General features: G+C 62.0%; 1 protein-coding gene. It reads right to left on the minus strand.

All coding sequences use genetic code 11. The annotated features are described in order from the left end of the window. Positions 1–584: IS630 family transposase (locus tag EN852_RS34715; protein ID WP_135879585.1), on the minus strand; the 584-nt coding region annotated here is incomplete at both ends.

The raw sequence follows: 584 nt of genomic DNA on the forward strand, positions 1-584 counted from the left end.
GTAGTTCTGGCATTCGGCTGCCTCGATCGTTTCGACGAGGTGGCAGATGTGACGCCAAGCTTCCTCGACGGTCCGTTTCTGAGCCTGGCGCACCCAGTGTTTGATCTTGGGCAAGGCCTGCTCAATCGGATTGAGGTCCGGAGAGTAGGGCGGCAGATACCAAAGTCTGGCGCCGGCGGCCTTGATCATCTGCCTGATGGCCGCCGACTTATGACTTCCCAGATTATCTATGACGACGATATCGCCGGGGTTCAGCACCGTGATGAGCTGCTGCTCGACATAGGCGCGGAAGCACTGGCCGTTGATCGGCCCGTCGAAGACGCAAGGTGCAGTCAGCCGGTCGCAGCGCAGCGCGCCGAGGAAGGTCAGCGTACGCCAGTGGCCGTATGGTGCCAAGCCGCGCAGGCGTTTGCCCTTCGGCCCCCAACCGCGCAGCGGCGCCATGTTGGTCTTGATCCAGGTTTCGTCGATGAAGACCAACTGCCGTGGGTCGAGACCGGACTGCCAGGAACGCCAGCGTTGTCGCCGTCGCGCGATGTCAGCGCGGGCTTGCTCAAGGGCCAACAGCGTTTTTTTTGAACCGC

The sequence above is a fragment of the Mesorhizobium sp. M2E.F.Ca.ET.209.01.1.1 genome (assembly GCF_004010375.2).
Classification (GTDB): Bacteria; Pseudomonadota; Alphaproteobacteria; order Rhizobiales; family Rhizobiaceae; genus Mesorhizobium.